Raw genomic sequence first — 25,256 nt, 5'->3', positions numbered from 1 at the left:
AATGGCAGAACGATACAACACGCCCGCGGAGGGCACGCTAGATTGGCACGTACCGCTCAACGAGAACTTCAAGAAGCTCGACAACCACGTCGAACTCCGGGACGCCGAATCCAACATGGACCAGTATTCGCCCAGCGCCGGTGCGAAGTTCCTGGCGACGGATACGGGGACAGTGTATCTCGGAGACGGCGACACGTGGAACCCCATCGGGGACATCACACCCTCGTCTACGGGGTCGAAGACCGCCGACGACGGGACGATAATTGCCCCGCCCGGCGACCTCCAGTCCGCAATCGACGACGCGTCGAACGGCGCCGAATGGGGCAAGCGGCCGACCCAGACCGTCCGGTTGGTCTCGGGCGAGAACTACACCGTGTCGGACACGATTAAGCTCCGGCGCGGCGTCCGACTGGAGTGCAACGGCGCCAGAATCGTCCCCTCCGGCGACTTCGACGTCATCGAGATGTACCGGGAGAGCCAGCTCATAGAGCCACATATCGACTCCCGGAACCAGGGCTGGAGTTCGACCCAAATCGTCGTCGGTGCCGACGACGCTGCGAAACTCGAAGCCGCGAACCGGGCCTGGGTCCGGGATGCCTACCTCATGGGCGACAAGGGAGAAGGAACGGGTCTCCAGTTCCGCGGCGGAAGCGGTGGCCCCTGCTCGATGCAGTGGGCGACCGGGACTATCAACGGGTTCAAGCGTGCGATAGACCTGTACGCGGCGGGTGGCGACACCAGTGGTCAGGGCGACTGGTCGAACGGCAACCACTTCGAGGGGCTCATCCGGAACTACGAAATCGGGGTCTCGATGCGGTCGGAAGGTGCAGCCGTCACAGGCAACTCCTTCCGCCTGCAGGCCCAGCCGAACCCGCGAGTCAGTAAATGGCTCTGGTACATGGAAGACGACCCCCGCTCCAGCTCTCAGCGCGGCGACTCCTCCTACGTGAAGAAGGGCAACGCCATGCTGGTGAAGTCCTGGGACAACATCAATTACGAGAAGAACCCGTACTACGACAGCAGTGACCGCAAGCCCCCGGTGTGGTACATCGGGAAGGGCAAGCAGTACGCGAACTCGCTGTACGACTTCGGTGGCCTGATGGGCAACCAGTACATCGTCAACAACGCCGACACCCCCGACAGAAACGGTATTCTCACCGGTCACGGCGGGCACGTAACGGGGACGACGGAGTGGAGCCAGCCGCCGAACTACCAGCGCAACGACAGCCGGAACTGGCACCACGAGTCACGGAACGCGTAACTCGTAATTCGTACCGACCGCTGTCCAGAAGCCCCCGGTTTCAGCTGTTCTCGGACTCCGGGTGCCATCTGCGACTATCGTTTCGGTCGTATGCGGGGTTGAACCGGAGCTGTGTCGTTCCAGTGACCTCGCCGCCGTGTGCGGTGAAGATTCCGTTTCGGTCGGGATTGTCGGAGTTGTTCACGATGAACTCGTTGCCTAGCAGGCCGCTGAAATCGTAGATGGAGTTCCCGTAGCGGGTCCCTCGACCGAGATACCATATCGGCGCCCGTCGGTCCGAATCAGAGCTATAGGGGTTATTCGCGTTGTAGTTGTTCACGTCCCACGGGTACACGAAGAGGGTGTTGCCCTTCATCAGGTAGTTCTCGCTGTCTCGGTCGCTTCGGGGGTCGTCAGCCATCCACAGGAGCCATTCGCTCCGCTTGCTGTTTGCCTGTACTTGCGCCCTGACCGTGTTCCCGCTGACCGCCGCACCGTCCGACCGCATGCTAATCGCGACACGGTAGTTCCGAATAGTGCCCTCGAAATGGTTGCCGTTCGACCAGTCGCCCTGACCGCTGGTGTCGCCGCCCGCCGCGTAGAACTCCAGTGCGGTGTCGAATCCGTTGAGTATCCCGCTGGCTGCCTGCATCGAACACGGTCCGTCCTGTCCGCGAAACTGCAAGCCGGTGCCCCGTCCCGGCTCACCGAGCAGATAGGCGTCCTGTACCCAGGCTCGGTTCGACGGTTCTAGCTTGTCGGACTCCCTGGTTCCGACAAGGACTTGAATCGACTGCCAGTCCATGTTCCGCGTGTCGATGTGGGGACGGACTAGCTGTGTCTCACGGTGGAGTTCGAAAACGTTGAAATCGCCGGAGGGGACGATTCTGGCGCCGTTGCAATCCAGCCGGACACCGGATTTGAGGGTGATTGTATCGGATATTTCGTACGTTCGCCCGGAAACGAGACTGATAGTCTGTGTGGGTTGCTGACCGAAGTTGGAGTTCGTCGCGGTCGCATCGATTGCCGCCTGAAGCTCGCCCGGCGGAGCAATCACCGTTCCGTCGGCCGTCCGAGTGAAACCGTTCCGAACGACGTTGACCGATGCGCGTCGCTGCCACTCGTTCCCGTCGCCGATGTACACCTGTCCGGTGTCTGTCGCGAGGTACTTCGCACCGGTCTTCGGCGTGTACTGACTGCGGTTCTCCTCTGTGTCCCGGATTTCGACGTCGCCGTCTATCCGCGAAAAGTTCTCGTTGAGCAGTACGTCCCAATCCTGTGCACCCCGGGGCGGTCGGTTGTACGCGTGGTTCGCTGTGTTATCGGCCACAATATCTGCGTGCAGGACTCCCCGGGTGAAAATTATAATACGGCTACCGAAACGCTGTCCCCGCTATAGATATCCCATCTCTTCGAGATGCTCCGCAGTGGCTGCATCTATGTCGTGTTCGCTGCCGGCTGTCTCGCCCTCGAGAATCGAGTCGATTTTCGACCGGGCCTCGGACGTGTCGAATCCGGGGAGCCCGTACGACGCGTGTCCGGGCGTGAACATCTTGTACGATTCGAAGACACGATTGCCGTGTCGGACCTGTTTCCCGAACGGCTTCTGTAGCAACAGGACGAGGTAGATGAGCGAGGCAGTGACCTGTGACCCCTCCACGAATACGTGACCACCGTTCGCATCCCAGAGACTCTGGATGGTCCGCTCAAATCCGCCGGTCAGCTGGAGCAGCCGTTCGAGCGGGTCGGCAAGGGTCCCGTACCGGATGTGCCGGAGGTGATTGTATCCAGTTTCGCGGTCAGCGCCATCGATAACCCCGTCCGTCTGTCCGATGTCGACGGGGCGTGCCATCGCGTCGGCGACGGTCGGCACCAAGTCGACGTGGTGGAAGAGCCCATCGGCCCGTCCGGGTTCGAGGTCGGGATGGATGAACGTCGTCGGGACGTAGACGACTTCGGGCGTGGCAGCGTGTGTGTGGCCGAAGAACCCGTACTCGCCGAGGAGTTCACCGTGATCGCTCGTGTAGACCACTAACGTGTCGTCGGCGAGCCCGCGCTCTTTCAGGACACCGAGGACACGCTGGAATTCCTCGAACGAGCGTTCCACGCCCTGCTCGTAATCGATTCGTGCCTGTTCGGGTTGATTCGAAATCCTGTCGAAGTATTCGGCGGCAGTCTCGTCCGCGTACTCGTACTGGTCCCACTCGAACCCGTTGTACGGCGCATGTCCGCCGGGACGGCGGACGACGTGGACGAACGGCGGCTTCGCTTCCTCGATAGTCGTCCGCGCCGGAGAGCCGAAGATATCTGCGATGCCGTCGTTCATCCCTCCCTCGGACCCCATCGACGTCTCGTGTGTCTCGATGTCGAAGACGGACCGTACGTCAGGGGGTACTGTGTGTTTGAAACTGTGGATTCCGCTCCGCGGCGGTAACAATCCGGTCAGTAGGCTCCCGAACGACGTCGGGGTATGAGTCGACGCTGCGATGGTCTTGTGCGTCGGCCCGAAATCAGACAGCGTGTCCGCAATCGAATCGTATCTAACAGCGTCGTCGACGTAAATGAGGACGTTTTCGACATCCAAGTGCATTCTATCTGTCCCCAAGACTATCGGGAGCAAAGTAAGAGAGGTGTTAATCAACTGTACGGACGGCGCGCGCGAGGGTTCGAGTTCAAGCCACGATTGCAACTGTAGCGAGCCGACCGGCAGTATTACTAGTCAGTTCCTACTTGTGGATGGTATCCGTCCTGACCCGGTGGAGCAGACTGGCTAGCGTGTGTGCCGCCCTGTAGGTGTACTTCCCGCCGTATGCGACGAGAGCGTACACGAGCCGCGATCTATCAAGTGGATGGTATCGGAGCGCTTTGAGGAGGTATTTTTTTGCATCAGCGTAGTAGCCGTTTTTCAGCGCCTCCTGCCCGAGTGATTCGGTCGTCGCGGCCATGAACGCCCGCTCACATCGCCACCCGTACTCCGCGGCGAGGTCTCTATGTTTTTCAATGAACAGCGGGTACGAGATGTCGCGTTTCTCCTCGAAGTTGTCGCTGATGCTGTCTTCTCCGGTCTTGCGGCGCCGAGTGGTGAGCGCCTCGGGGACGGTTTTGAACTCGCAGTGACGGGACAGGCGCAGCAGCCAGTCGCGGTCCTGCCAGCTCGGGAAGTCTGTATCGGGGAGCCCAGCGGCCCGAACGACATCCCGACGTACCATTAGGGTGGTGAATTCACCGAGGGAGCGACCGCGGAGCATCTCTTCGGTGACGTCCCCCTCCAGCGAGAAGGTGACGGTGCGCACGTAATCGTCGTACACGTACTCGGACCCCGTATAGACGACACCGACCTCCGGGCCGGCCTCGCGGAACGCCGCCACTTGCTTTTCGATTTTTGACGGGGCCCAGTCGTCATCGTCGTCGAGGAAAGCGATGTACTCGCCCGTCGATTCGCGTATCCCCGTGTTTCGGGCCTCGTTTGCACCTCTGTTTTCCTCGTGTCTGATTATCTCGACGGTCAGTTCGTCGAACGAGAGCGGACTGAGCGTGTCCGCCGCCGGGGTCGGTGAGTGGTCGTCGACAACGACGAGTTCGATGTGGCTGTACGTCTGCTCCTGAACGCTCTGGACGGCGTTGCGAAGGTTTTCTGGACGGTCGTACGTCGGGAGGACAACACTGACGAGCGGGTCGTTCATACCTGTTGGACGTGTTCTGCTGTGTCAGGAGACTCGGTCGAGTGTGCCGTCCGGTGCCACGTCGTGGGCCGGCGTCGCTGTGGTTCTCGTAGTATCTTGACGGTGCAGTGGGCGAGTGTCACTGTAGGTACCCCAGGTCTTCGAGGCGCTCTTTCTTGGTCGCGCTGATGGTGGTTTCGTCCGACGTGCCGCGAGCGAGGCGACCGAGTTCGTCTCGGAGGTCTGTCCCGAGGCGCTCACAGATGTCCGGGTGCATCGACGCGATGTCAATCCGTTCGGTAGGGTCCTCATCGCGGTCGTACAGTTCGGTGTCGCCCGGTGCCTCGATGAATTTCCAGTCAGTGGTTTTAATCGCTCGAAGCGGGCGGTCGAACCGCGTCGCGGTCTCATCGAACGACTCCACGGCCTCCCGGATCGCATCCATCGACGGCTGCGGGACGAGATACTCGGCGATTGCGCTGTCCCGTACGGGGACGGTTCCGTCTCGGGGAACCAAACTGTGCGTCGAAACGTCCGTATCGGCCGGCGGCTCAGCGCCCGCGAGGTCTGTAACGGTTGGATACAGGTCCCGGAGTTCGACGGGTCCCGAAACTTCTTTATCGTTGAATAGTTCCGGGTATCGGATGATGAGCGGGACGTGAATCAGCGTCTCGTAGAGGCAGTACTGGTGGTCCATCAGCCCGTGTTCGCCGATGTTCTCCCCGTGGTCCCCGACCAGAATGATGGCGGTCTCGTCGAGAATACCCTGTTCGGCGAGTGTATCGTACAGCCGTCCGAGTTGCGTGTCAAGATACGCCAGTTCTGCCTCGTACAGGCTTTTGAATAGTTCTATATCCGCGTCAGTTAGCTCCCGGTCGCCGGCGACGTACTGCCAGGGGTCCTGGTCGAGGTTCGAGACGCGTGACGGGTCGGCACCGTCAGGCAGGTACTCGTCGAGAAAGGGTTCGGGCGGCTCGTAAGGAAGGTGGGGTTCGACGTAGTTCAGGAAGTAGAAGAACGGGTCGTCCGCCGTGCCGTTCTGCTCCAGCCATTTGACCGTCCGTGAGGTAGTGTGGCGTGCCCCATCGTCGTTGCGCTCCGCGAGGAACTTCGCGTAGCCGGTAGTAAGCGCGCCTTTGAGGAGGTCGACCGGGCCTTGCCCCCGAAACACGTCCAGAATGGTGTCGCCGGTCGCCGTCGTGTTCCGGTTGCTGATAACGCTCGAAAGCTCGGGGGCGTCCCAGAACAGGTCCCACTTCATCGAGAACTCGTCGAAGCCGGCATCGAAGCCGAACTCCGGACTTATCCAGACGTTGCCCGAGATGCCCGCCGTTCGGTAGCCTGCGTCGGAGAGTCGGGACGCGAGCGGCGCGGAGTCCGGGTCGAAGATGTGGTTCCCGGCGTGGACGCCGTGTGATGACGCGTACTTTCCAGTGAACATCCCGGCATGGGAAGGGAGCGTCCACGGTGCAGTGGCCGTCGCGTCAGTGAACGTCGTTCCGTCATTCGCAATACGCGACAGCGTCGGCATCAGTCCGGATTCGAGACCCGGAAGCACCGTGCGCGCACGTGCTGTATCGAGAACTATCAACAGCACGTTCGGCCGTTGCTTCGGTGACATTGGCACCCAGTTTTTCACCGACGGGTATAGTTATACGAGGTAAAACCGACCAATCTCCTGCTACTTCGCGTACAGTGTTTCAGCGACCGATAGAGTCTGCCGGCCACCGGCGGGAGAATCGCTGGACTTCACAGACGTGCGATGCACAGTCGGTGTACGTAGTCATTAACAATCAGCCAACGCCGAATCTAACGCAGTAATGAGCGAGTCAACTGCTCCGCCTAATATCATCTGGATTACTCTCGACAGTATTCGCTACGACCGCACCACGTTGGACGGGCACACGCGAGCGACGACGCCGAACATGGAGCGTATCGCCAATCAGCCGGACGGAGTCAGTTTCAGTAGTTGCATTGCCGCCGCGAACTGGTCGCTGCCGTCGGCAGCATCGATACTCACCGGAACCTTTCCCGAACACCACCGGACGGGCTACGGTACGAACAAGCTTCCAGAGGGCGTCAGCACCGTCGCCGAGCGACTTCGGGAGGTCGGGTATCAGACGGTCGGTGTCTCTGCGAACCATTACTTCAGCGAATCGACCGGCCTTTGCCGTGGGTTCGAGACGTTCAAACACATCAATCCGAGCGACCTGTTCAGAGAGGTCAGCCCGCTTACGCTGCTCCGGTTCCTCGGCAACGTGCGGTCCCATTCGGGCGGTCTCAGTACGGAGAAGACGAAACACCGACCCGACTTCTTCGTCAACGAAGTCGTAAAGAAGCAGGTCTCGTCCCGAGCCGGGACGGATGACCCGTTCTTCATATCCGCACACTACCACGGCGCACACCTCCCGTACTATCCGCCGCCGGCGTGGCAGGACCAGTTCGCGTCGGACCTCATCGAATCGCCACGAGCAGCGAGCGAGCGGGCCTTCGAACACACCGCCGACCTGCACCGAGGAATCGCCAACGTCAGCGAGTTCGGCGACGCGGACTGGAGCGCTTTGAACGTGATGTACGACACGCTCGTCGCGTACTCTGATTCGCTGATTGGAGAGCTCTTCGACCATCTGAAGGCGCTTGACTTCGAAAACACCGTGTTCGTCGTGACCGCCGACCACGGTGACCTCCTCGGGGAGTGTGGCCTGCTCGGTCACAAATTCGTCCTTCACGACGGGTTGGTTCACGTCCCGGCCGTCGTACACGGGCTCGATTCAGTGGCCGGTAAACAGGACGAACTCGTCCAGCATGTCGACATCGTCCGGACGCTCGTCAAGTGTGCTGGCGGCGATACGACCGGTTTCGACGGCATCGACCTCCGGAACGAGCGACGGACAGCCGCACTCAGCCAGCGTGCCGCCGACATCCAGGGCCCACTCTCGGCGATACGAGAGCACGACCCGTCGTTCGATACCGGGTACTTCCACGACGCGGCGCTCAGTTCGCTCCGGACCCACGAGTTCAAATATCAGCAGAGTTCGGAAGGTGACGTGCTGTTCGAACTCCCCGATGAACAGTCAGACGTCTCTATGTCGTACCCCGACCGCAGGGACGAACTCAAGGCGGACCTCCAGCGGCGACTGAGCGAAATCGACAGTCAGAAAGTCGACGGGGAAGCGGCCGAGTTCAGCGACGACATCAGAGACCAACTGTCCGACCTGGGATACTTAGTCGAGTAAGACCGCTCCGAGAGCAGCGTGCCGATCCGGATTATTCGGCGGTCCCCTCATCTACTTGTGGCGATACTCTCCAAGCTGTGTACCCGCCGTTCACGTATATTTTGTTCGCCGTCGAGTCCCGTTTTAACTCATTCAGATGGGACTCGCCATACCGGAAGAGGAACTCCTGCTGTTCCGGGGTGTAGTGGGAAGCAGTGTGTCGTTTGCGGTCGTACGTCTTCGTCACGAGATACGCACTGCCGTACGTATCCGCCGCCCTCACATCCGGTCCGGTGTATCCCAACGCATCCGGAACGTCGTTTTCCGTAGTGATGCCTCTCGGCCACAGGCGGTCGTGGTTGCTCGACAGCACGAACTCCTTCATTTTGTGTGACGTATCCATCGAGTATACGGGCTCTCCGAGGTCGTAGTTCGTCGACAGATACTGCGTCCCGTCGTACTCAGCGTGGGTGAGATGCCGGTTCGGCTCGTATGCCGCCTGGGCACCTAATCCAGCCGCAAGAAGCACGACGAGTGCGGACAAGACTATCAGAGATGACCGCTGTCGCTCGAAGAGATGGAGAATGAACATCCCGATAGCCACTGCGGCAAAGAGGATGGCGTAGCGTGACAGACGGATGTGGCCCTTGACGACGAGGTCACGGAGCAAGAAGAGCACTGCCAGCGTTACACCGGCCATGAAATGGGTCGCGCCGAGGCCCCAGTCGTAGCGGTTGTTTCTGCGGAGGAAGGCCACGAGAACGAGTAGGAGAAAGAGGCCCGCGATCAGGAAGTAGAGGAACACGCTGCCGTAGAGGTCGACGAACTTCCAAGCTAACTGCACCGGAGTGAACGAAACCGACGTGGCTTTCGCCAGTTCCTGGGCCGCCGGGCTCGGACCTTTGTCCGGTCCGAACATGTTGTACATGGACACCTTCGTTTGTCGGAAGCCCTGTAACCAGATGAACTGAAGCGGCAGGAAGAGGGCACCCAGACGGAGACTGAGCGTCTCGATTGAGCTATCGAAGAGGCCTCGGTACAGAATTGAATACGCCGCCGTCACCGTAATCATCCCAATCATGAACAGCGTCGTCATCGGGTGCATGTAGATGACCGCGAGACCCAGCGTAACGAGAAGTAGGAGGTACGTCTTCTCGTTCGTCTGGCGGTACCGTTCGAGTACGAACAAAACGACCGGGAGTAGCATGAAGGACAAGATGGCAGGATGTGCCGAGAGGTGGAACGTGGTGTACAGGAGCGGCGCACCGACTGCTAGTCCGACTGCGATGCTCTCCCGCCGCTGACTGAACAGACGGATGACAGCCCCGATAGCCACGATATGTAGTAGAGTAAACGCGAAATTGATGCCGTACTGGGTGCTCGTCAGCGGAAGGCCCAGCATGTTTAGTTCCGCCATCAGAACGTGTTCGCCGGGATACCAGATGCCGGGGAGGCTCCCGGTTTCGACGATACCCTGGACGTCCCCGAGATGCCGAAGTTTGTCAGCCTCACCGCGTCCATAGAGCTTGTACCCTCGGGCAACTGGCAGGAACGTGTATATGAGGTAATTCGCCAGCAAGAGGGCCAGTCCGTGTCGCCAGAACGTGGTGCCAGTCGTAGCGGCGACAAACAGCAGTACGATGCTGCCGGCTAGTATCGCATAGAAGAGGAGCCAGTACGCCGACGGGAGCGACTCGACAATTGACGTTTCGTATCCCGTCGCCAGTTGGGTGCGAAGAAACAGCGCACCCTCTGCGAGGAGGAGGCCCGAGAGAACGACGGCGAGAGTCGCTTGCAGATGGCTATCGGTAAACCCGACCCAGTTGTCGAGACGGCGTTCGAGATTATTTACGATACTCATCGCTGGTGGAGAGAGATGAAGTCACTACCAGTGACACGGTTCACGTCCGCTTGTTCGGGTTTGTAACAATAAGTAAACGCAGCATAACGGGCCGTCGGCGCGGGTCGGCCAGGGTCGGCAGTACCGCGGACGACAGTGTCGTGCATATCGGTGTCAGGCATCGTTTTCGTATTCTCCGGCGTTGTTCTCCCGTCCCTGTCGGCCGTCGAGAGAGCGATACAGCCGAGTGTAGCGGGAGACCATCTGTTCGACGGTGAACACGTTTCGGACACGGTCGCACCCCTGCTCCCCGTAGCGCTCCCGGGTCGCGTGGTCCGCGAGCTCTCGCATCGCCGCTGCCATCTGTGTTGGCTCATCAGGAGGAACCAACCGTCCGGTCTCACCGTCGAGGACGACTTCCCTCACGCCGTCGATGTCCGTGGCGACCACTGGGCACTCCGCGGTCATGGCTTCGAGGATAGTCACCGGCAGTCCCTCGAAGGCCGATGCAGAGACGAAGGCATCGGCAGCCGCGTAATACCCGTGAATCTCCGGGACGCGTCCGGTGACCGTCACAGCCTCGGACAAGCCCGCGCTCTGGACCTTCTCTCGGAGCGATGCTTCGAGCGACCCCCACCCGACGATGAGAAGGTGTGCCGACGGCACGCTGTCGATGACCTCCCCCATCGCCTCGATGAGCGTCGGCTGTCGCTTCTGGGGTTCGTATCGGGCCACGTTGAGATAGAGCGGGTCAGAGTCCGAAAGGCCCCACTCTTGGCGGACGGCACGTCCGTCAGCGGCGTCCACGGAGCCGGCGAAGGCGTCCACGTCAATCCCGTTGGGAATCGTGCTCCACTGCCGACCAGTATCGTGGTGAAAGACCTCGCTCTCACCGGTGAAGGCCGTCTGAACGCCCTCCGAGACGGCAACGGTCCGGGAGTCGAGCGGTCGGGTGAGACGTTCCGCCACCCGCTCGATTGGATGGTAGTTCGCCGGGACGTTGTGCTGTGTGCTCACGATGTGGTCGACGTCGGCCACGGAGCCGACGAGTCGTCCGAGCGATTGTGAGTACGGCAAGTGGCAGTGGAGGATATCGAACGATGTCCGGCGGAAGAACCGGAGCATACGCGGGAGCGAGCGTGGGTCGAACTGCGGGAACTCCCCGACCGCTCCGAAGTCGACCACGCGCGCGCCTGCGTCTTCGAAGTCCGTCCGGAGCGTGTCGTCACCGCCGAAGAAACAGACCGTGAAATCGAACGGTTGGTCTCGCGCTTGCTCGACGAGGTTCAGGACGATAGTCGGTGCGCCGTCAGGCGCGAGTTTGTTGATGAGAAAGCAGACGCGAACAGTCTCGTCCGGGGATTGGTGGGAGGCGTCGTCGTAGCTGTCGGTGCCCGCGGTGGGAGCTTCGTGTGTCGTGTCCGAGCGGCTCATTGCTCGTGCTCCGTGTTCGAGCCGGCGGGTATCACCTGCTCTTCGGCCTGGTCGCTGTCGACCTGCTGTTGGGAGGGCGTCGACGTGGAAATAGTACCGAGGGCCTGTGTCGTCTGCTCGACCGTTTCGGACCAGTCGTATTCTCGCATCACAATCTCCCTGCCGGCCTGGCCGAGCTTTCGTAGCGCATCTCTATCGTCGAGCATCGAAGACATGGCCTCGGCTAGTGCCGTCGTGTCCCCAACCGGTACCGTCTGGCCAGCCTGCTCGATTACCTGTTCCGTCTGTTCCAGTCGGGTGCTGAGAACGGGCGTGGCACACGCCATAGATTCCATGACGCTTCGCGGGAATCCTTCTGTTCTACTGGCAAGTACAAACAGATCCGCGGCGCGGTAGACCGCCGGCATCTCCTGATACGGAACCCGCTCCAGAAACCGTATCGACTCGCGCATATTCTCTCGCTCGACAATCTGTTCTAGCTTGTCCCGAAGCGGTCCGTCACCGCACAAAAACAGTTTGGCCTCGGGGATGTTGTCTTGGACTATCTGAAACGCTTTCAGAACGTCCCGAGGCCGTTTCCCTTCGACCAGACGACCGACGAAAACGACTGCCGGACCAGTCGCATCGGTTATCCGGTCGTACGTTTTGCCGACTGGCGTGAATCGGTCGACGTCAATCCCGTTGTGGATGACGCGGATATCGGACGAGACACCGAGGTCCCGGAGGCGCTCGCGTTCGAGTGCAGTGTAAGAGAAGAGTACGTCCGCCGCGTTGTACGTGAACCGTCCGACAGTGTTGAGGTGGAACCGCGAAAACCATTCGGGGACTCGTTGCGACATGAGTCCGTGACACGTGACGGCGAGCGGGATGTCGGTCACCCGGCTGTAAGCCGCCGTGAGGTTGCTCGAAGAAAACAGGTGTGAGTGAGCGTGTACCACGTCGTACTCCCGAGCGTTGCGGAGGTACTTCACCGTCCCGGCGAACAGCGCGTTACCGAACAGTTCGATACGCGGCGACAGACGGACGAGGGTGTACCCGGCTCTCTGTTCGGTCTGTGGCAGAGACTGGTCGTTCGAGACGGTCAGGACCGTCACATCGTGGCCCATCTCGGCCTGGTCGCGGCTTAGAGCGTGTATGTGATAAGGTGCTCCCCCAACTTTGTCCGGAAAGATATCTTGGGCGACACGTAGGATGCGCATTCTGTGCAGGACGCTTGCTGTCCGATACTTATTGTTAAGCCTGTGCTTTCCAGGGTATCACAGTCCTAACCGCGTAACTGCTCCGGAGCGGAATTCGCGCGTTGACGAGTTTGTCGCCAAATTCCGTCGTAGTCTCCCGACCAGTTTGCGGACCATCCCACAGCGTGCGGTACGGCAAAGATACGAGAGATGCCTCGGGGTAGGAAGATAGTAAAAAAGCCTACTGACCGAGACGATGTCGATATGACAGGGCAGAGGCCGCTGGCGTTCTACGTTCCGTCCCTGACGGTTGGGGGGGCTGAACGGGTGACGGTGACAATCGCAAACGGGTTGGCCGAGCAAGGGTACGACGTCGATCTCCTCGTCTCGTTTTGTGAAGGCGAGTTCAAGAAAGAAGTGCGAAGCGACGTTCGCCTCATCGACCTAGAGACTCCGTCTATCTCGGGAATCGGTATCGGTGCCGCTGTCCCGGCGCTCCGAAGGTATCTCAGGACCGAAACGCCGAGCATGATTTTCTCGCAGATGACATACGCCAACGATGTCTGTCTCGTCGCACACGGATTGGCCGGCTCCGATGCGGTCGCGGTTCCGACGGTCCACAATACCCTCGGCGTGCAGGACTCGCCGAAAGAGAAGTTCGTCGAGTGGCTCGCGGGCCGACTTGCCGACCGAGCGGACCAGTTCGTCGCCGTTTCCGAAGGTGCCGCCGAAAGCATCGTCGAACACGTGGGGGTCAGTCGTGAGGACGTGACCGTACTGCACAACCCGATTCCCGTCGAGGAGGTCCGCATGCGGTCCCGGGACCCGGCCGACCACGAATGGGTCGGCGTTCCGGAGTACGAGGTCGTACTCGGCGTCGGCCGCCTCGAGCCACAGAAGAACTTCGGCTCATTCCTCAAAGCGTTCAAACGGGTACACAAAGCGCGCCCACAAACGCGAGCAATCATCGTCGGTCGAGGGTCTGAGCGTGGCGAACTCGGGCAGTTGGCCCGGGATCTCGGAATCAGCGAGAAAGTCTCGTTTCCGGGCTACGTCGACAACCCCTACGGCTACATGGCCGGTGCATCCGTGCTAGCTATGTCGTCGGTACACGAGGGGCTCCCGACAGTGCTCATCGAAGCGCTAGCGTGTGGCTGCCCGGTCGTCTCGACTGACTGTCCTAGCGGTCCCTACGAAATTTTAGAAGGTGGCGAAATCGGACCACTAGTCCCGGTCGGGGACGATAGCGCCCTCGCGGATGGGATACGTACCACTCTGGCCGACCCACCGGACAAAGAGAGATTAGTCCAGCGGGCGCGCGATTTCGCCCCCGAGGCCGTGCTTCGGGATTACGAGGCGTTCATTCGAGCGCACCTGCCTACCGCAGCCCCGGCTCACAGAACGGCCTGACTCAAGCGGTATAGCGCCTCACCAGAGCTTCGTTACGACACGTCGAGCCAGACGTGGAGTTCCCGGTAGCTGTTCTGGGCCGTGGGCTGTTCGGGGACAGGCCCGTCGTAAAGCAGATACGTCAGTCGTAACCGCTCACCGCTCAGCAGGGGTTCGACCGTGTGTTCCTGCCGCCACGTCTCTTCGGCAGCGACTTCGTTTCTGAACGAATCCAGTTGCGCACGCTGGATTGCCTCTCCGTCCTCGTTCGTAGCGACGAGCGTAATCACGACGGTGTACTGTTTGGGTTGCATCTCACGGTTCGTGACCGTGAAATACAGTGTCTCCTGGTCGCCAACCGACATCTCGGACGGATAGTTGTCAGCGACGAGCGTCCCGTTGTCCGCCTCGGTGAGGAGCCCGAACTCCGTGTACCGCTCACCGCGGGGCGGGTCCAGTGCGACAGCACCGACGCTGAGTACCGCGACGAGCACAGCGACGGCAACAACGACTGAGCTGAGCTGTATCGAGTCGCCGATATTCGGGGTCTTGGCCCGGTACGAGGAGCCACCAAACGTAGTAGGGGAGGTCTCGTTGAGAGTCGATAGTCGGCGATACATCCCGATACTGGCCGCCAAAAGCGCTATCGACGACAGGGCGACCATCACTGGGGCCGCGGCGATATCCCAGACCGTGTACTCGAGATTCACCCCGACGATAATCGCGAGGGCGATGCTGGTAGCGATTCCCAACAGAAGCGCCTCGGAGCCGAACAACTGCTCGCCGTCGAGTGACGAGCGCCGGTGTGGGAACATCGCCACCACCACCGAGTACCCCGGTGCGAAGAACAGAAACGGTATCGTCACCACGGTTCGGAGCAGTGACTCTGACAGGAAAGTTGCCGCGAGCGCCAGCACGGTAAGCAGAATGACGGCCACCAGATCAGCCACTCGCAACAGAGATGCGGACCATCTACTCATGCGATACGGTCACCACTGGTCCGATATAAGTAGGAACTACATAATCGGACGACGTATCATCTGAAGAACTTCTTACCGATTCGCCAGAAGAATCCTCGCAGGAGCAGCATAGACAGCTTCGGAACGAACGAACTGTATCTGATCCCACTTGATTCGTCGCCGTAAAACGCCTCCATCGGTACGTCCCGTACAGTCAGTCCATTGGCGTCTAACTGAATGAGCATATCGTTCAGGAACCCGTAGTCGTCAAACAAATCGTTCAGCGAGAGTTGTTCGAGCGCCGTTGCGGAAATCGCAGTGTATCCGTTCTGTGGGTCGCGCATCTTCCAGTGTCCGCTCGCGACCTTTGTCAATATCGTGAGGAGTGCGTTTCCGAAAAACCGCCAGTTGGACATCTGGGCACAGTGGCGTCGTGATATCAAGCGGTTGCCCTTCGCATAATCCGCTTCTCCTTTAACGACTGGGTCGAGAATCTCATCAAGGATGTTCGGATCCATTTGACCGTCGCCATCGAGGACTGCAATCGCATCCATGCCGCTCATAAGCGCGAGCTCGTAGCCAGTTTGTATAGCGGCTCCGCGACCGCCGTTTGTCTGATGACGGACCGGGACGATCCGCTTGTCGAGAAACGTCTGGCTTTCAGATATCGTTGTTCCTGCCCCGTCGGCAACAACTATTTGTTCGGCAGAATCACCGGTCACACCTGCCTGTGTCACTTCGGTATCCACGTATTCCTTGATCTCGGTCCACGTGCCATCTGTCGAGCAGTCGTCGATAACGAACACTTGGTCAACGTACTCCGGAAGTGAGTCGATGACATCACTAATAAATCCCTCCTCATTGTATGCGGGAACAACAACACCGATTGTCGAACCGTTATACACGCCATGTCCCCCCCGAGTATGAGCCGTGTCGCTTCGCTTCTGTCAGTTGCACAGCACAGTCGCATTGCTGGAGGGACTCCGCTACGGTTGACACAGAGTTATCGACAGGTGAACTACTCATCTGGGGTCGGCGTGCATGCCAGACCCACGCGCCAACAGCAACCTCTGGTTCAGTGGTAATCATGGTAGGTCGTAGGGCCAGTCACCGGCCACCAATGGGGCCCTCTCTGACGCCATGTTGGAGAAATCGATCTATTGTTATTCCTTACTTTCCAGGGTTAGCAGTCATATACAGTGACGCATCAAATCGATAAATATCTCATTAGGTCAATCCAAAAAGTGCCTGTGTACGTCGATTACTCGGTAACAGCGAGAGGGAGTTATTCGAATTGATCCTGATACGTCGTTCTGATGTCCGCCTGGCGACTAGCGGTCAGGTTCTCGTACGACGCTCCGTAGGTGTCGTTTGCCAGTTCGTCCCACGACTCGATTCGGTCACCGGAATCAGTCTGGAACTGTGAATCGAAGTCCGCTTCGACCTTCTGTTGTGTTTCAATATCCAATCCAGTGAAATTAAACTTATCGCCAGCTTTCACATCAGCTCCATACTCTTGCCGGGCGATCTCCTCACGCGTCCGCACCTCTGCAGCCGCAAGACCGTCCGCGAACGGCTGCCGTTCATGAATCTCTTCGATCTGGCGCTTCGTTTCGCCGCTAACCTCGTTATAGTAGAGTCCGTACTTATCCTGGGTTATTTCGTCAAGCGAGGCGCGATCGCCCTCAGAGACACTGGTACTGCTGCCGGAACTGCTGGACCCGCTACCGTCCTTTGCCCACGACGGTTTGACCGACATGGCAGTTGACGCACGCGCGTCCTCTGAGTAGATACCATAAACGTACGTCTGCAGACTTAATGGTTCTACTGGATAATCTGTCGAGTCAGTTACTGTGTATTCAATCTCGAAGCGAACACGGGTCGACTCACCAGGTGCAAGCGTAACGTTTCTATTGACTCCATAGGTCTCTGGTCGGTCGTCGTCATCGCTGTCGATGCGATGCTGGATCGATTGGGTCGCAGTTACGTTGCCAGTGTTCGTTACGCTCGCGGAGAACACAGCCGTATCACCGACGTACAGGACGTTCGGTCCGTCCAGATCCGACACCTCGAAATGGCTGTCCTCCACCGTCATCGAAACGGTCTCCTTGTCAGCAGCAGTCCCGAGCGAATGGTTGTGTATCCCGCGGCTCAAATTCGCCGTGTGCACCCCAATAGACACCGACGCCGACTCATTAGCAGCGAGTGAAACGGAGCGTGAGTAGGTGGTGTTCGTGGAATCACTGCGGAGCGTGACGTTGTCGGTACCACCCACATCGCCGACGTTCTCGACGACTACAGAGACATTGGCAGTTTCACCTTTCGTTACGTTAGCCGGTGCGGTCATGTTCTGTAGCCGGAACGTCGCCGGTTGCTGAACACTGAGGGTCCCGGTCGTTGTTGCGTTCTCCGTGGCGATCTTGTATTGATACTCATCTGGGGCCAAATCAGCAGTGTTGACCGTGGCAGTGCTCACCTGACTCTGGCCGCCCGCAAGCGAGTGTACGCTCTCGTTCAAGATTTCGGTATCGGAGTATTGGCCGTTTCGGTCAGTATCGACAGCGAATCGGACGGTCTGGACGCCGCGATATGCACCGACATTGGTCAGGTTTGCCCGGATAGAGGCGTTCGTGCCACGGACGATAGTAGCGTTTGCAGTGGTGTCGGCGAGTACAAATGTGGGGGGAGTGAGTACAACCACATTTCCAGTTGTCTCCGGGGACGACGAGTCACCGACAGCAACGGCGTACGTGTACTCTCCGGAACTGAGTTGCTCAGGCTCGACAGCCAGGGTCACTTCTGTCGGTTCAGCTGCCGAAAGCTCGACTTGTTTTGTTGTTACTGTTTCGGGAGACTGTTGCTCCCCGTCGCCGCTCAGCCGTAGCGCTACCTGTTTCGTTGTCGTTTCCGACCCTGCGTTCGTAATTCGAAGGCGTACACGCAACGGCTCGTCCGGCCGAATCTCGGCTGAAGACTGCACAGCGGTGATCTCCAGTTCGTCCTCGCCGGCAGTGGTCTCCGGATCTGCGGGCATATCAGCGAAGCCACCGATTCCGAGCCCTAACGTAGCACCTCCAAGGACCACCAGTCCAGCAACGCATCCAATCAGTAATTTTCTATAGCCTATTGACAACATGCGTACACAGGTATGTTACAAATCATTATTGTTACGGCTGTTATACCCGCTGGTAGACACTCTTTGTATTCAACATCGAAGAGCGGATTCCCGCAGTATAGACCTCAGAACAGGTAGCGTTCGTTTACCACCAGACACGTCCGTCAAAGTGACAGCGTCCAGCATAGTCGTAGTGAGTTGATACCGATCGTTGCTGTCTCAATTAAACGACTGCCGCATCTGGCTCCGCGGAAAACACACCACTCGTGATACAATCCCAGATCTATTGTAACAAAGTATCACATACGCAAGAGCGTTATATTTGTTGTACATTCCTTCGATGGAAGAGAAGCACGGAGAAAGTTCTAAGCTGATGCGCTCGCACATCCTTGCTGACGCAAGTCCAAGACGTGACGGTTATGCCATGTTCTTCCGTTCGATTGTTTCCCAAATATCGACACCTTTCTCCGTGATATCGTACACGCGCCCTTTTTTTCGATCTTCCGAGACTAGTAAATCAACAAGTTCCGACTCACGGAGCTCTTGTAACGCACGTGAGACATGTGCAATACTCATGTCTCGATCGTCCGCGATCAACGACGGTGTCGCGGGGCCTTCTGACAATCGACGGAGAGTCTCGACTCGATACCGTGAACTGATCACGTAGCTCACTTCATCCCACTGATCAAAGTCTGCCATCGTATCTATTCGTATGCACGAGTGTCCCAGCTACCGTCTTTGGATACAGACTCGTGTACAGGGATATTCCATGTGCCTGTGGTTAATTGTTTCGCTCGTGTCGCTTGGTGTCGCTTCGTAACCATACACCATTCCGGTTGATTACCCTGCATACTGAGTATATGGTGAGTAATACCGTTCTTCAATCTAATTTGCGGATGGTGCGTTTCAACCACTCATTCGACCGTCGGAAGGTTCCTGATCAAATATGGTTACTTCAAAACCGGTAAGGTTGCAATTCCTGAGGACTTTCCCTAGAAGGAGTTCGCCAGAGGCTTCGTATATCGAGGAGGATTTCAGCGATATACCTCGCCGCTCAATTGGGGGTCATAAGATTCCGTTACTTGTAAAGCCCACAGGAACACTAGATATACGCTACGATTTATCTCAGACAATGTGAGGAAGAGAATTGCGGATAACCGCGATGTTATCGCGTTTCAGCGATTGTTACGGTCGTCCTGTTTATTCATCACGTCTCACCGCCCACCGAAGCTCTAGCTTACCGAGGATCGTCAAAAATTGACTCAGAGAGCACCGTTACCCCTAGGATACCAATGCAACTACTGACTACCCTTATCGGTAACCAGCAAAAAATTATCTAATATATTACATAACAAAGTATTAAGTGGCAAGGTGATGTTGATTTGAAATGCTGGCTGACAGCGTAACGATCCGTCGATACAGCCGGGGGGCTGTGTGAGCGCGATTCCAGACGGGTGGACGATGTCGCAGCACACAGGAAGTGGGTAAATATGGGAGTCAAAGACACCGCACAAACGGAAGCAGAACCGGAGAGTAAACTAAGCGACGAGTCCGTCCCAGCGCCGAAGGGGAAGGAAAGCAGTGCCGACCAAGCGGCGACGCAGGAGCAGGACGATCCCGATATATCTCTGGATGTCATCTTTGAAATACTGAAAAACAGCCGGCGCAGAGAGGTCCTCCACTTTCTTCGGGAACGAGACGAACAGGTCTCTCTTGGGGAGCTTGCAGAACACGTCGCGGCTATCGAGAACGAGACCACGACTGATGCGTTGACGTCAAGTGAGCGCAAGCGCGTGTATGTCGGTCTTTACCAGTGCCATCTCCCAAAAATGGACGATATCGGCGTCGTTGATTTTAACCAAGACCGTGGGCATATCAACCTTACGCAAAAGGCCGACGACTTCGAAACGTACCTCGACCGCTCTGAGGATGGCGAGAGCGATCGACAGTGGCATCAGTATTACGCAGCCGTTTCGATGCTGGGCGCAATGGTCCTGGCTGCCTCTGTCGCCTTCTCACTCCCCGGGAACATGGTATTGGGACTGTTCTCCATAGTCGTAGGTGTTGCAGGCGCGTGTTCCGTGTATCACTGGTCCGTAGAGCGGGAAATGCCGGAAAGCGAGTAGCCGGATCAGAAGCGTTTGGTTCCGCGGCGAATTTTTACGCAGTACGCGTGGTGAGTCGGCTATGCAGAACGGTACACCTCATCGCCGGCAACATACGTTCGTACTATGGATGGTTCCGGGTTAGGATCAACAATAATAATATCTGCTCTTGCCCCACACTCCAGCCGCCCACGGTCGTATAACCCGGCAGCAGCAGCTGGTGCAGTAGAAACACGTAACATCCGGTCTATCAGAGAGTCATTGTTTTCAATGAAAACAGAGCTAAGCAATGATTGCGGCCGAAAGTCGCTGCAAAGGATGTCTACGACGCCGTCTTTGATTGCCTGAGACGCGTCGGGTCCGTCCCACAGACTCCCACCGCGAACCACATTCGGCGCGCCCATCGCCACGGTCAGGTTTAGCTTGGTCGCACGCTGTGCAACACGGTGAGAGAGCGGATACTCGCTGATGTCCACCCCGATGGCAGCAGCGTTATTTACACTCGCAACAGTTTCATCGTCGTGTGAGGCAACCGGTATATTTCTACTGCTCGCTAAATCTGTGATCTCTCGTGCGCGCGCCACTATTTCTGTGTCTGAAACATTGCTGCGGCGTGTCTCGAGGGTCTGAATGCCTGCCTCAAATTCCTTATCGGGGCAGTCATAGCGTTGTGCGATTGTATTTTCGCCAGCGAACTGACCCTGTCCGGGGATGTGTGAGACAAGAGAGACGAGGTCCCCCCCTGATCGGATTCCCTGCGAGACAGCGTCGACTGCCGCTTCATTTGTTAGCTCACACCGCATATGTAGCCTGTTGTCGACACGAGCACCGGCTTTGCGGTCAAAATCCCGTATCTGTTCGGCGAGGCGACGGGCTAATTCGATACTCCGGTTATCATCTGGAACATCTTCGAACGAGATAGCATGATATTTTGTCGTAATACCTGCACTAGCGTTGGCAATATCACAGCGATCCAGAGCGATAGTCGTGTCGACACGCTCCCCGGCTCTCGGAAAGAGATGCCGTTCAATGTCATCACCGTGAAGGTCAATCAGTCCAGGCAGGACATAGTTACCCGTCGCATCAATATCGGGGGTGTCGTGAGGTTCTGCGTCCACTGAGACAATTTTACCGTCAGAAAACGTCACCGTCCCGTTCTCTATTTTCGCCGTAGGCGTAACAACAGTTCCTCCTGATATCAATGTCTGATTTGCATTATTACTCATGTTCTATGACTCCCTGTATGATAATCAATGTGGTAACACTTCACTGTCTAAAAGCATGAATATATGCTCACTACGGCTACGCTCTGGCCAGATATAGAGTCTATATTTATATAGAATAGGTTGCTGTAGCTGTAGTTTTACCAGATGGGATACTCGGAGACAAGCCAGTCAGTTGCACTCTTGAATCGTAAAAACGAGGCAGACCACTCCAGCAATCGATCATGACTTGAGTTGAGACCCCGCCCGCAAGATTCGAGACCAAATGGTATTCTGGACAGTTGCCCACATGTCAAGAGTTTATAGTTTGCAAGTCAGATTTATATAATATCATAATAGAGTTCACAAAATGCACGTAATTCTGTCGAATTCATATCCATTAGGTTACACCTACTCGCATAATACCGTATTAACTGGCCGGAAAAGAGCATTTGACCGGTGATTTCTCACTATTTTTCCGATGATAGGAGAGAGTATAATAACACCTATGTAAAGAACAAGGTCGGTTGTACCAATATCGCGGTTCCACAATGACCGATTCCGGCGATCCACCCACTCGCCACGATATCAGACGCTATCAAGCAACGTCGTCGAGGACTCATCGAAGTTATTGTGAGGTCCCCTGTGTTGCTACCACTGACATGGCGGTTGCATGTTCAGAACCCGAAGGTTTTAGCGAACAGCGTTTGGAATAAGTTCCTATGAAAGACTGGATTGATACATACAACGAGCGTGACTGGCAAACCACCACAGATGGGACCATTCGGTATGCACTACTCGGCCTCGGCTGGTGGACAATCGACTTGGCGCTCCCCGCGATTCAGGACTCTGAGTTAGGTGAGGCCACAACGTTTGTCAGTAGCTCGGCGGAAAAAGCTGAACGGCTCGCCGATGAGAACGGCGTCAACCACGGGATTAGTTACGAAGAGTTCCACAACGGGGCAGCTGCCAACGCATTTGATGCGGTCTACATTGGAACACCGAACGCCCTACATCTGGAATACGCCGAGACAGCCGCAGAGTTAGACAAAGCGATCCTGTGTGAGAAACCAATGGAAGCGACGGTCGGACGGGCAGAGGAAATGGTCGAGGTATGTGAAGACGCCGCTGTGCCGCTGATGATTGCCTATCGGATGCAGACTGACCCCGCTGTCAGGCGCGCAAAGGAGCTCATCGAAGACGGATTTATCGGGGAACCAGTATCCGTATACGGAAACAACAGCCAGCCACTGCTTGAGATGAATCCGGACAAAGACCAGTGGCGTCTCGATCCGGATCTGTCAGGATATGGCACCTCAGTGATGGACTTGGGGATTTACTCGATTAACACGACTCGGTTCTTGCTTGACCGGGAACCACTGGCGGTGCAATCGCAGATGGATTCGTATGAGGAGGCGTTTGAAGACGTGCCCGATGAACGCTCTGGGGCCTTGCTTGCGCTGGAGGACGGTGTCAAGATGGTCACGACCGACAGCCAGAACGCCCACAGTGATACACAGCTGAAAATAACTGGCACCGACGGACAAATCGACATCCGTCCAGCGTTCCACGGGAAGGCAAAACTCCATCTGTCTCGAAACGAGACCACAATAACTGTCGAACACGAGAGTTTTGACGCGGAGGACGAAATGCGTGAAGAGTTCGATTACTTCGCTGACCGCGTTCTGACCGAAGCCGACATTGGTCCGGACGGCCGCCATGGTCTCCAAGATATGCGAGTCATCCGGGCAATTCACGAAGCTGCAGAGAGCGGTGACGTTGTCGAGTTGTAACTAAGTCGTTCGAGTTTTCTACTCCTACCGCTTGTTCATTGGCTCGTGACCCGTTCCCGTGTCAATAACGGCTCGTCTAATTCCAGTCCGGAGTAGATATAGCGCTATCGCAGTATGGTATTTCGAATAAACTTCCGGCTGAGAGGTTTTATACTACCCACTGATCCGGAATTGAATATCAATTTTTGGAGACCCAGTCAACTGAGAGCTGTAGCGAAGGTTGACAAGATATCGGACTCCCCGTCGGGTAAAAAGCTATTACCTAGTGATGGGATAATAATATAATAACATCTGTACAGGCGTTATATTTCGCCAGCGACCCGACACGCTATCGGCGGATAGTGGTCTGGGGAAGTTTTGCTCTTGGTGATAGCCTACTGAATGGACAGGGCAGCTTCTATACAGATTTAAAATTGGTTATATTTTCAGCTGCAGATATCTCGTTTGAATCTGATAATATATGGAAGTATAAGCACGATATTTCATCATTGAAACCGAATCTACAGATTAAACTGGGCCGATTTACCCCACATTCTCCAGATACATATATGAACAACGTGTTTGTAATTTTAACACAGGGAATATTGACTTATACTCATTGCAGTGATGGCACGATCAGTCGCTTGCACTGCAAGCAAGTCAGAAGCCATTCTTGGTTAGGCCATTACCTTTCGTGAACTAACTGGCACTGACAGTCCGAACTGACTGTCCGGGAGTCATTGGGAACTTCTCTGGTGGGACCGTTCAGTGACTAACTGCGTTATTGAGAGGAGTTGCTCAGAGGACTGCTGTGACAAGCACTAATCAAGAGTTGCAATCGGATCTGCTATTACATCTCCGCCATAGACAGCTATGTAATGCGAAAGTCATATAGGGAGTATTAGGCCAACCTAAATCATGGGCAAAACAGGAGATACTGGGAGCTTCACCCGGCGCCACTACCTCTCCGGCAGTGGGTTGCTCCTCGGCACTTCGATCGTTGCTGGCTGTTCCGGCAACGGTGCTGAATCAGCGAGGACAGCTACATCAAGCAATACCGGCACGGACGGAGCAGCGCCATCAGATAGCGGCTCATACACTGCGTCGGTTTCCCCTGTCGGAGAAGTCGAGTTCGACTCCGTTCCGGAGAATGTCTTCACGATGTACAATCAGTACGCAGACATGCTAGTGGCACTTGATTGCGATGACGCGATCAATTCGATGTTCGTTCCAGATATGGCCGGTCCATCGATGAACCACTACTACGAGCGACTTTCGGGTGTCTCTTTTGACTGGGAAGACCTTCCAGATCCTTACGATAATTTCAGTAAGGAGTTTTTTTACAGCCTCGATAGCGACATTCACTTCCTTGACCCCGCATGGGCGATTACCCAGGAGAACTGGGATATGGGCGATATCGAAGAGGTTATCCACAACATCGGACCCCTTTCGGAAATTTCTATAGCGGAACACACGGTGATCCGCAGGAACCATACAGTGAGGACTACCAGTATTACACGCTGTGGGAGATCTTCGGTCGTGTCGCCACCGTGTTTCGAGAGCGAGAGCGTTACGAACAGCTCAGATCCGTTCACGAAGGACTCATACAAACCATCCAGACGAACCTTCCACCGCAGGAAGAACGGCCGACAGCAGTTCGGGTTACACTTGGCGACGGCCAGTTTTGGACGTATCACCTCAACCATCCGGGATTCTGGCTCGCCGACACGCGTCCGCTCGCAGCCAACGACGCTTTCGAGGATGAGACGTGGGACGGTCTCTGGGGTTCGGTTGGCTACGAAACGATGCTGGAGGCAGACCCTGACGTAATCCTCCATCTCTGGGGAATGACACCGCGCTACGACATGGACGACGTCCGGAGGAGACTTGCCACACACAGCGTTGGCAAAGAGCTCACGGCAGTCAAAGACAACCGCGTGTACGCGCACGGGATGAGATACCAGGGTCCGATCATGAATCTCTTCCAGATCGAAATGACTGCCAAACAACTGTATCCGGATGTCTTTGGCGAGTGGCCTACCTACGAAAATGAGGACCACTATCCGGAGATTCCACCGGATGAACAGCTTTTCAGCCGCGACCGCGTTGCTATGATCATTACAGACGAATAATGAAGTCGAGGCG

General features: G+C 56.9%; 17 protein-coding genes and 1 pseudogene. 6 read left to right on the top strand and 12 right to left on the bottom strand.

Going from position 1 to position 25,256, the window contains the following annotated elements; translation table 11 throughout:
* Position 1: 1 nt before the first annotated feature.
* Entirely contained in the window at positions 2-1,261 is a 1,260-nt protein-coding gene (locus DVK01_RS12270; protein ID WP_101351666.1) for a hypothetical protein, read from the top strand.
* Positions 1,262-1,301: 40 nt separating this feature from the next.
* Here the strand turns inward: DVK01_RS12270 and DVK01_RS12265 are convergent, their stop codons facing one another.
* From DVK01_RS12265 to DVK01_RS12250, 4 genes are all read right to left on the bottom strand, one after another.
* Complete coding sequence (locus DVK01_RS12265) at positions 1,302-2,570, bottom strand: hypothetical protein (protein WP_101351665.1); 1,269 nt, start codon at positions 2,568-2,570, stop codon at positions 1,302-1,304.
* A gap of 63 nt (positions 2,571-2,633) precedes the next feature.
* On the bottom strand, positions 2,634-3,830 hold the full coding sequence (locus DVK01_RS12260; RefSeq protein WP_121536929.1) for a sulfatase-like hydrolase/transferase: 1,197 nt from the start codon (positions 3,828-3,830) through the stop codon (positions 2,634-2,636).
* A 136-nt stretch (positions 3,831-3,966) separates the two neighbouring features.
* Positions 3,967-4,923 carry a glycosyltransferase family A protein gene (locus DVK01_RS12255; protein WP_121512575.1) on the bottom strand — a complete coding sequence of 319 codons (957 nt, stop codon included), beginning with the start codon at positions 4,921-4,923 and terminating at the stop codon, positions 3,967-3,969.
* Positions 4,924-5,041: 118 nt separating this feature from the next.
* Positions 5,042-6,523 carry a sulfatase-like hydrolase/transferase gene (locus tag DVK01_RS12250; RefSeq protein ID WP_121536927.1) on the bottom strand — a complete coding sequence of 494 codons (1,482 nt, stop codon included), beginning with the start codon at positions 6,521-6,523 and terminating at the stop codon, positions 5,042-5,044.
* A 199-nt stretch (positions 6,524-6,722) separates the two neighbouring features.
* Here DVK01_RS12250 and DVK01_RS12245 point away from each other — a divergent pair, with 199 nt between their 5' ends.
* On the top strand, positions 6,723-8,138 hold the full coding sequence (locus DVK01_RS12245) for a sulfatase (protein WP_121536925.1): 1,416 nt from the start codon (positions 6,723-6,725) through the stop codon (positions 8,136-8,138).
* A 31-nt stretch (positions 8,139-8,169) separates the two neighbouring features.
* On the opposite strand, the gene DVK01_RS12240 is transcribed toward DVK01_RS12245, so the two are convergent.
* From DVK01_RS12240 to DVK01_RS12230, 3 genes are all read right to left on the bottom strand, one after another.
* A complete protein-coding gene (locus DVK01_RS12240) occupies positions 8,170-9,978 on the bottom strand; it encodes a hypothetical protein (protein ID WP_121536923.1) in 1,809 nt (602 codons plus the stop codon).
* 153 nt (positions 9,979-10,131) lie between these two features.
* Positions 10,132-11,391 (bottom strand): glycosyltransferase, encoded by a 1,260-nt coding sequence (locus DVK01_RS12235; RefSeq protein WP_121536921.1) that lies wholly within the window; start codon positions 11,389-11,391, stop codon positions 10,132-10,134.
* Positions 11,388-12,590 (bottom strand): glycosyltransferase family 4 protein, encoded by a 1,203-nt coding sequence (locus DVK01_RS12230; RefSeq protein ID WP_101351658.1) that lies wholly within the window; start codon positions 12,588-12,590, stop codon positions 11,388-11,390. Before DVK01_RS12230 ends, DVK01_RS12235 begins: the two co-directional genes overlap by 4 nt.
* Before the next feature lie 243 nt (positions 12,591-12,833).
* Here DVK01_RS12230 and DVK01_RS12225 point away from each other — a divergent pair, with 243 nt between their 5' ends.
* Positions 12,834-13,979: a glycosyltransferase gene (locus tag DVK01_RS12225; protein ID WP_121536919.1), complete on the top strand. Its 1,146-nt coding sequence runs from the start codon at positions 12,834-12,836 to the stop codon at positions 13,977-13,979.
* Positions 13,980-14,011: 32 nt separating this feature from the next.
* Here the strand turns inward: DVK01_RS12225 and DVK01_RS12220 are convergent, their stop codons facing one another.
* The 4 genes from DVK01_RS12220 to DVK01_RS12205 form a co-directional block, all read right to left on the bottom strand.
* On the bottom strand, positions 14,012-14,938 hold the full coding sequence (locus tag DVK01_RS12220) for a DUF1616 domain-containing protein (RefSeq protein ID WP_101351656.1): 927 nt from the start codon (positions 14,936-14,938) through the stop codon (positions 14,012-14,014).
* A gap of 56 nt (positions 14,939-14,994) precedes the next feature.
* The gene (locus tag DVK01_RS12215) at positions 14,995-15,822 is read right to left on the bottom strand and encodes a glycosyltransferase family 2 protein (RefSeq protein ID WP_101351655.1); all 828 of its coding nucleotides are present in this window, start codon (positions 15,820-15,822) and stop codon (positions 14,995-14,997) included.
* A 380-nt stretch (positions 15,823-16,202) separates the two neighbouring features.
* Positions 16,203-17,951 (bottom strand): hypothetical protein, encoded by a 1,749-nt coding sequence (locus DVK01_RS12210; RefSeq protein WP_121536917.1) that lies wholly within the window; start codon positions 17,949-17,951, stop codon positions 16,203-16,205.
* A gap of 498 nt (positions 17,952-18,449) precedes the next feature.
* Entirely contained in the window at positions 18,450-18,731 is a 282-nt protein-coding gene (locus tag DVK01_RS12205) for a winged helix-turn-helix domain-containing protein (protein ID WP_053968835.1), read from the bottom strand.
* 791 nt (positions 18,732-19,522) lie between these two features.
* Between DVK01_RS12205 and DVK01_RS12200 the strand changes: the two genes are divergently transcribed.
* A complete protein-coding gene (locus DVK01_RS12200; protein ID WP_121537315.1) occupies positions 19,523-20,158 on the top strand; it encodes a hypothetical protein in 636 nt (211 codons plus the stop codon).
* 59 nt (positions 20,159-20,217) lie between these two features.
* On the opposite strand, the gene DVK01_RS12195 is transcribed toward DVK01_RS12200, so the two are convergent.
* The gene (locus DVK01_RS12195; RefSeq protein WP_121536915.1) at positions 20,218-21,363 is read right to left on the bottom strand and encodes an alpha-D-ribose 1-methylphosphonate 5-triphosphate diphosphatase; all 1,146 of its coding nucleotides are present in this window, start codon (positions 21,361-21,363) and stop codon (positions 20,218-20,220) included.
* Positions 21,364-22,061: 698 nt separating this feature from the next.
* Here DVK01_RS12195 and gfo6 point away from each other — a divergent pair.
* Positions 22,062-23,132, top strand: a complete 1,071-nt coding sequence (gene gfo6 / locus DVK01_RS12190; protein WP_101351651.1) for a D-xylose 1-dehydrogenase Gfo6 — start codon at positions 22,062-22,064, stop codon at positions 23,130-23,132.
* A gap of 897 nt (positions 23,133-24,029) precedes the next feature.
* Positions 24,030-25,243, top strand: a pseudogene (locus DVK01_RS12185) (ABC transporter substrate-binding protein).
* Positions 25,244-25,256 lie beyond the last annotated feature (13 nt).

The organism is Haloarcula sp. Atlit-120R, assembly GCF_003665885.1.
Lineage (GTDB): Archaea > Halobacteriota > Halobacteria > Halobacteriales > Haloarculaceae > Haloarcula > Haloarcula taiwanensis.
Note: the sequence above shows the minus strand (reverse complement) of the source record. Positions and strands in the feature narration are given on the sequence as shown.